Genomic DNA, 5,725 nt, shown 5'->3' with positions numbered 1-5,725 from the left:
GCGATCCATCAGGCCAATTGCCCTCAATCGCAAGAATGCGCTCTTCGCAGGCTCCGACGCCGGGGCCGAACACTGGGCGACCATCGCCTCGCTGATCGAGACTGCCAAGCTCAACAATGTCGAGCCGCTGGCCTATATCTCAGACGTCCTCACCCGGATCGTCAACGGGCATCCAAACAGCCAGATCGACGATCTGCTGCCTTGGGCCTACGCCGCAAATCCCGAACTCAAAGCCGTGGCCTGAGAACACCGCTTACGCTCCTCAATCAGCCCGACGATGAAGACTTCATGCCCATCAAGGCTGGAACTCCGGCGGCGACCCTGCGGTCGCGGTGCCAGTTCACCCATCTTGGCCCGCGCAATCCAGCGGATCGCGCTCGACACACCGACCCCGAACCGTGCTGCCGCCTGCCGCGCCGACATGCCTTCATCCGATGCCCTCACGACCCGCGACCGAAGATCGCCGCTCAATGCCTTGCCCATTCTCCACCTCCGTGCAGGTCGATGTTGAATCAGAATGGTCTGCAGCAGTCACCTCACAATCGATTCATCGATCACAGGACGCGCTCTAGATGATTTCATCGCACTGGTCGTTCCGGAATTGCACAAGCGCGGGATGTTTCGCACGGATTACGAAAGCAGGACGCTTCGCGAGAAGCTCGGTCTCGGCGGAGCCTGCCGATGGACCTGAAAACTTGTCCAGGGACTGAAGGCCGTCGAGTAGCGTGCTTGGCGCCTTGTCCAGTCGCAAAGAGGCTGCCCTTCGAACTCACGCCTCATCGATGATCGTGCTGATTAGCCTACTCCGAGGCACTCTTTCGCCGACAAACCGTCCAGTTCCATCAGCGCTATGAAAGAATCAAACCGCAACCATCTGCCTCAGGTTCGCGGCTCCACCGAATTAGAGGTCAAAGCTGTAGTCCGCCAATGCGAGGTCGTCGCCCTTGGTCCGCCCACTTTTCACACACATCCGTACTAATGTCTAAACAACCTCCGAAAAAATATGGTCGATATGGAAAATATCATCGACCTCTATTATCTCCATCGGCGTCTTATTCGGAAACTTGAGAACTTTACCTGGGCTCCATTTAGAGTACGCCGAGCGTACAAGTTCCATAAAATCTACCATACCTGCATTTGTTGAATTTCGTAGCTTGCCGTCGATGTTATGACGGACAAGATTCATGTGTCTCATCGCAACCAACTCCGTCGGAAGCATGCGAAAGCTCTCTCGATCACCATGAAGGCTACGCGTCGGATCGACCAGAGCGGGATAAGCTGCACCATAGGAAAGCTCGCTATCGACATCCAGTTTCGTCAGGAAAGCGCAGCATGTATTATCAGGGAGAGCGGACCGATATATCGGGCGCTTGATGTGAAGATAAGTTGAAACAGCAGTCGACTTTAGCCCGTCATCCTCGATTAACTGCTTTGCGGCATCAAATTCGGATTGAACGTAGTATTCGTCGCAGTCTAGCGTAATGAAGTAATCAACAGCTGCACGCTTGGCTTTCTGCAATCCAATATTTCTTTTTGCCAATTCATTAAATGCAGGCGAAAGAGACAGGTCGGGTTTGTAGTGAATGACCTCATCTACCAGGCCGCCTGCTTTTGCCTCCTCGATGACAGCTTCAAGATCGGGGCTCGCCGGTATTCCGTGGTTTGAAACATATTGCACGACAACATTGATGTAATCCAAGCAAGGACGAATAGCTTTTAACGATGGAAGCAGATGTTCTTCAGCGTTGAATACGTTATAGGAGCCACCATATATCATTTTCTAACCTATGCTATTAAAAGAGATTCTACAGCGTGACGATATAGCCGATGTTGGAACAGCCACTCGCGTTGCACGTAAATTGGGGGACTTTTCGTTAAACTTTCCGATAGAACCTCAATGAATTTATCCAGGCAGAAATCGATGTCGAATGTTCTCTGCATATTAAACATCATGTCTAACGAAGCTTGTCGATCGTTTACAATTTCTTCTGCAATTTGCATTCCTGTTTTCTTTGCGCATGACGGACGGCCGGAAAAATTGTGGGTCCGATTCTTCTGGTAGTTATTATCCGTAAGGTAACCATCGCCTCCATGAGGTCCGTAGACATAGACGGGGAGGCCACCAAGCAACCCGTAAATGACGCTTTTCCCAATGGTGATAACGGCGTCCGCCCATGCGATGTCATCGGGCGTAACAAGGCGATAGACACCAGTATTCACTCCGAGCTTCTCAACATGCAGGTTGTACTCTTTCCGCATGTATGTCGCGGCGTCTTCCAACTCCGGGACGACATGGTTCGATACCAGTAGGACCCTCACGAGTTCAGATCGATCCCGTTGCGCAAACTTAAATGCAGATGGCCCGGCGTTGCCGAAAACGATTTCCCTCCCGGTCTTGCCTTGAATGCTGACAATTGCTTCGAGCGTTTCGTCCGAATTGCAGAGGATGGCACTCGCAAGATCTTTCTCTAGCGCGTAGGTCGGTAATTCCAGCGGGACCGCTGGGCTCAAATGGGTGAAAATCACTTTCGCGGGGAGCGGACGGCCGACGTAGCTCTCGATGTCAACTATTCCGAAGGTGATATGTTGGCACCATATTACGTCATATTCTCCCGGATCTACTTTGTCTCTCAGCTGAAATGCATCGATGCCGTTCTGTTGAAGAATCGTGGCCATCGGCGATGTTAACTTCATGCAACCGACGTAGGCATCGTACCCGAGCTGTTGGAACGCCTTTGCTGCTTCCAAGATTACGACAGAAGAACCGGTAATATCAGTCATCCAATGGGTAAGGAACAACATCTTTCTTGAAACAGGCATTCGTGTGTCTTTCATCGAATATGAGGCGTTGAGCGTAGACTATGTCAGCTCGCTGGTCGACCATCTTTGCGAAAGCTGGCTGTGGAAAGTCGACCACAGCAAACTTGGCTTACGAGGAGCAGATTTTCGAGAAAGAATTGCAAAGACCCAGCACCCGTTTCAAGGAGGGTCATGAGTTTTCAATCTGGGCTCACGCGGCCTGGTTTGCCATCGCCAGTTTTAGTCAAGATTCGCTGCGGGCGATATCGTCCGGCGCTGAATGTGAACGATGTTGATCTCCGGCATGGATTTCCAAGAGTTCCAGCGTGTCATAACCATTGGTCGCACAGAATGGCAAATGAGTTCTGAACAAAGTTGTGTGTATCACGCTGTGGGAAGGGCTTCACACATAACTGCCATCGCCTTACCCTCTCCCTTCTATGTCATCGGAGACTGCAATGGCTATAACGAAACGGAATTTGCTGACTGGCGGTGCTGCCGCAGGTGGAGCGATCGGCGCGGGAGTGGCGACGATGACATTGGCAAGGCAGCGAGCGTCTACACCTGAAGCGCTGGACGATCACGTCCGAAAGAGCGATCTTCTCGACAGTCCGTTCACCTCAAGCAGCGGCTACGCGATGAGATTGCGGGACATTCTCGATAAGGCCGATACAGCGTTACAACTGACGTCACCCTTTTCGCCCCTAACCGGCGGGGAAAGTACACCGCAGCGAAAATGGGCTCAGCTCGGCATCAGCCCAAGGGACTTCGATGCCAGTGCAGGCACGGGTGGAGACGACACGGCTGCGTGGCAGTGTGCTGCAGATGCAGCGATGGCATCGGGCGGCAAATTCGATATTCAAGGTAAGTGGAGGATATCGGTCGGTCGCCTCAATGTCGGCAACGAGCATTTCGAAATTATCGGAAGAGGTGACCTTACGCTTATTGCCGATGACGCGCAGGTCTGCGGTTTGGAGATTTCCCGGGGTAATTTCACGATCTCCGGGAGCATGACTGTCTTTGGCCAGTACAAGTCGAATTACGAACATGCTGTCTGGATGCATAACAGCACACAGCTTCAGAGCGCCGATCTCAGTAAATTGGTCATCGTCGGAACGAAGGGCGGTTTGCGCGTCGGTGATGTCGCAAGTCCCGGTTCGATCACCTCCGAAATCACCGTCCATATGCCGCGGACATATGGTGTCCCGCGTCCCCTTCAAGTCGAGGGTGCTCAAACATATCTTTCGGTTGTAGCGCCGCCCTGCCTTTCGGCCGATGGCTTCGGCGGCGATGGTGCATGGAACGCCCAGACCTTTCGGGCGGTCACTAATATCGGGTCCAACCTGATGATTATCGGTGGCGAAGTCATCCAGCCCACTTCGGGCTCCGCATCGGATTACCTCGTCGAGATGAGGCCATGCCTTCAGGGCCGTGATCTCAGCTGGGGTCGGGTTACGTTGAGCGGTGTCGTCATCGAAGGCGGCGGGCCCTTTGCGGTGATCAGCAATCCGTTGAACCTCTCGGGTTCGAATTCCGCGAATGACAAGCCGTTTCTCAAAGTTATCGGATGCAATGGCTATCACAGCCAGGACAACGCGCCGATGATCGATGTCCACGCCGGTTTCCACGGCGACATCATCTTCAAGGACAGCGACGTCTGGAAGAACGGTGCGGCACGCGCGCAGCCGAACATTCTGTGCCACGGAAATCTTGCCCACGTCTATGTGGATGACCGAGGGTTCGGGAACGGCTTCAGGGGCGCTCTCTCCGGCACGGTCGGCGGCATCGTTCACTTCTCGAAGCGGATGATTCTGGAGGCCTACAGCATCCCATCGGCAGCGCTCGTCAGCGGAACGCAGGAAATCCGCTATTTGGCAAAGGTGACCGGCGGTGACCTTGATCGGTTTGCAGATATCTACAACGCGGCGAATGGCGTTCTGATTGTACCCGCCGGCGGCTTCGAGGAAATCGGCATCGAGATCGACTTACTCTATCCCGCAAACGTCAATGGCTTCATTCATATCTTCGAAAACGGCGAGGAGCTTAAAGCAAGGCCTTTCACCAGCGGAATAGCGGCGGTTTCCGTTAAGGTTCATCGTCCTCCAGCGAACACCGTCTATACGTTTGCCCTTACCGTCGTCGCCGGAGCAGGAGCGATGCCGGACCCCCGCGCATACCGTCATGTGCTCGTCGTTGAAGCCTCTTGCTAAGGCGTCGTCTGCAAGATTACGATCGATTCATCCGATTATCGCGCTCACGACATGCTGCGTAGCTCGATTTCGCTGGGATCGAACGTCCGCTCGGTGGTAGAACGGCAACAGCTTGAACGGGAAAGCCGTACGAGATCGTTTCGGATCCTGACCTGAGTCGCTAGAGCGTTTCACCTTTTGACGGAAACATACCCTGCATTTTTGAGATAGTTTGCACATTCGTCGGGTTGGATTGTTTCGACCAGCCCGCCGATATGCCGCCAGGTATCGTCGATTGTTCGCTTCTGTGCGTTACGCATCCAGTGCTTTATCTTTGAGAAGGCCTGCTCGATCGGATTGAGGTCCGGCGAATACGGTGGCAGGAACCAGAGCCGTGCACCTGCGGCATTGATTGCCTGACGGATTGCCGCTGATTTGTGGCTGCCGAGATTGTCCATGACGACGATGTCGCCCCGCTTGGTAAGCGGTGTTCTCAGGCCACGGCTTTGAGTTCGGGATTTGCGGCGTAGGCCCAAGGCAGCAGATCGTCGATCTGGCTGTTTGGATGCCCGTTGACGATCCGGGTGAGGACGTCTGAGATATAGGCCAGCGGCTCGACATTGTTGAGCTTGGCAGTCTCGATCAGCGAGGCGATGGTCGCCCAGTGTTCGGCCCCGGCGTCGGAGCCTGCGAAGAGCGCATTCTTGCGATTGAGGGCAATTGGCCTGATGGATCGC

Annotated in this window: 5 protein-coding genes and 2 pseudogenes; 2 read left to right on the top strand and 5 right to left on the bottom strand. The window is 53.9% G+C overall.

The genetic code is table 11. The features are described from left to right. A partial coding sequence (locus LRX75_RS23190; protein WP_231816924.1) for a transposase domain-containing protein occupies nt 1–244 on the top strand: 244 nt, incomplete at its 5' end. A gap of 8 nt (nt 245–252) precedes the next feature. Here the strand turns inward: LRX75_RS23190 and LRX75_RS23185 are convergent. From LRX75_RS23185 to LRX75_RS23175, 3 genes and pseudogenes are all read right to left on the bottom strand, one after another. Continuing rightward, nucleotides 253–483 (bottom strand): annotated as a pseudogene (locus tag LRX75_RS23185) (helix-turn-helix domain-containing protein); the annotation flags it as partial. A gap of 499 nt (nt 484–982) precedes the next feature. Beyond that, complete coding sequence (locus LRX75_RS23180) at nt 983–1,777, bottom strand: hypothetical protein (RefSeq protein WP_231816927.1); 795 nt, start codon at nt 1,775–1,777, stop codon at nt 983–985. A gap of 8 nt (nt 1,778–1,785) precedes the next feature. Continuing rightward, nucleotides 1,786–2,820: a hypothetical protein gene (locus tag LRX75_RS23175; protein ID WP_231816926.1), complete on the bottom strand. Its 1,035-nt coding sequence runs from the start codon at nt 2,818–2,820 to the stop codon at nt 1,786–1,788. A gap of 437 nt (nt 2,821–3,257) precedes the next feature. On the opposite strand from LRX75_RS23175, the gene LRX75_RS23170 reads away from it, so the two are divergent. Next, a complete protein-coding gene (locus LRX75_RS23170; RefSeq protein ID WP_231816925.1) occupies nt 3,258–5,009 on the top strand; it encodes a hypothetical protein in 1,752 nt (583 codons plus the stop codon). Nucleotides 5,010–5,179: 170 nt separating this feature from the next. Here the strand turns inward: LRX75_RS23170 and LRX75_RS23165 are convergent. Further along, nucleotides 5,180–5,476, bottom strand: a pseudogene (locus LRX75_RS23165) (transposase); the annotation flags it as partial. Between the two features lie 5 nt (nt 5,477–5,481). Continuing rightward, nucleotides 5,482–5,725, bottom strand: a 244-nt coding sequence (locus LRX75_RS23160) for a transposase domain-containing protein (protein WP_231816924.1), incomplete at its 5' end; no start/stop codon positions are given.

Source organism: Rhizobium quercicola, assembly GCF_021168455.1.
GTDB lineage: Bacteria > Pseudomonadota > Alphaproteobacteria > Rhizobiales > Rhizobiaceae > Ferranicluibacter > Ferranicluibacter quercicola.
Note: the sequence above shows the minus strand (reverse complement) of the source record. Positions and strands in the feature narration are given on the sequence as shown.